We start from the raw sequence: 392 nt of genomic DNA, 5'->3' as shown, positions 1-392 counted from the left end.
GACGCGAACAGCGCAAGGGCAACATCTACAAGGCGGTCGTCACCCGCGTCGAGCCGAGCCTGGAGGCCTGCTTCGTGGATTACGGCGAGGACCGCCACGGCTTCCTGCCCTTCAAGGAAATCTCCCGCCAGTATTTCGCCGAGGGCGTGTCGCCCAGCCAGGCCCGCATCAACGACGTGATCCGCGAAGGCCAGGAACTGCTGGTCCAGGTCGAGAAGGAAGAGCGCGGCAACAAGGGCGCGGCCCTGACCACCTTCGTGTCCCTGGCCGGCCGCTACGTGGTGCTGATGCCCAACAACCCGCGCGGCGGCGGCGTGTCGCGCCGCATCGAGGGCGAGGACCGCGCCGAGCTGAAGGAGGCGATGGACCAGCTCGAGTACCCGAAGGGCATG

The 392-nt window shown here is 67.6% G+C and carries 1 protein-coding gene; it reads left to right on the top strand.

Annotated elements, in window-relative coordinates:
- Nucleotides 1-392: S1 RNA-binding domain-containing protein (locus tag K9U40_RS24505; protein WP_282892633.1), on the top strand; the 392-nt coding region annotated here is incomplete at both ends.

This window comes from Xanthobacter autotrophicus (assembly GCF_030015065.1).
Lineage (GTDB): Bacteria > Pseudomonadota > Alphaproteobacteria > Rhizobiales > Xanthobacteraceae > Xanthobacter > Xanthobacter autotrophicus_D.
Note: the sequence above shows the minus strand (reverse complement) of the source record. Positions and strands in the feature narration are given on the sequence as shown.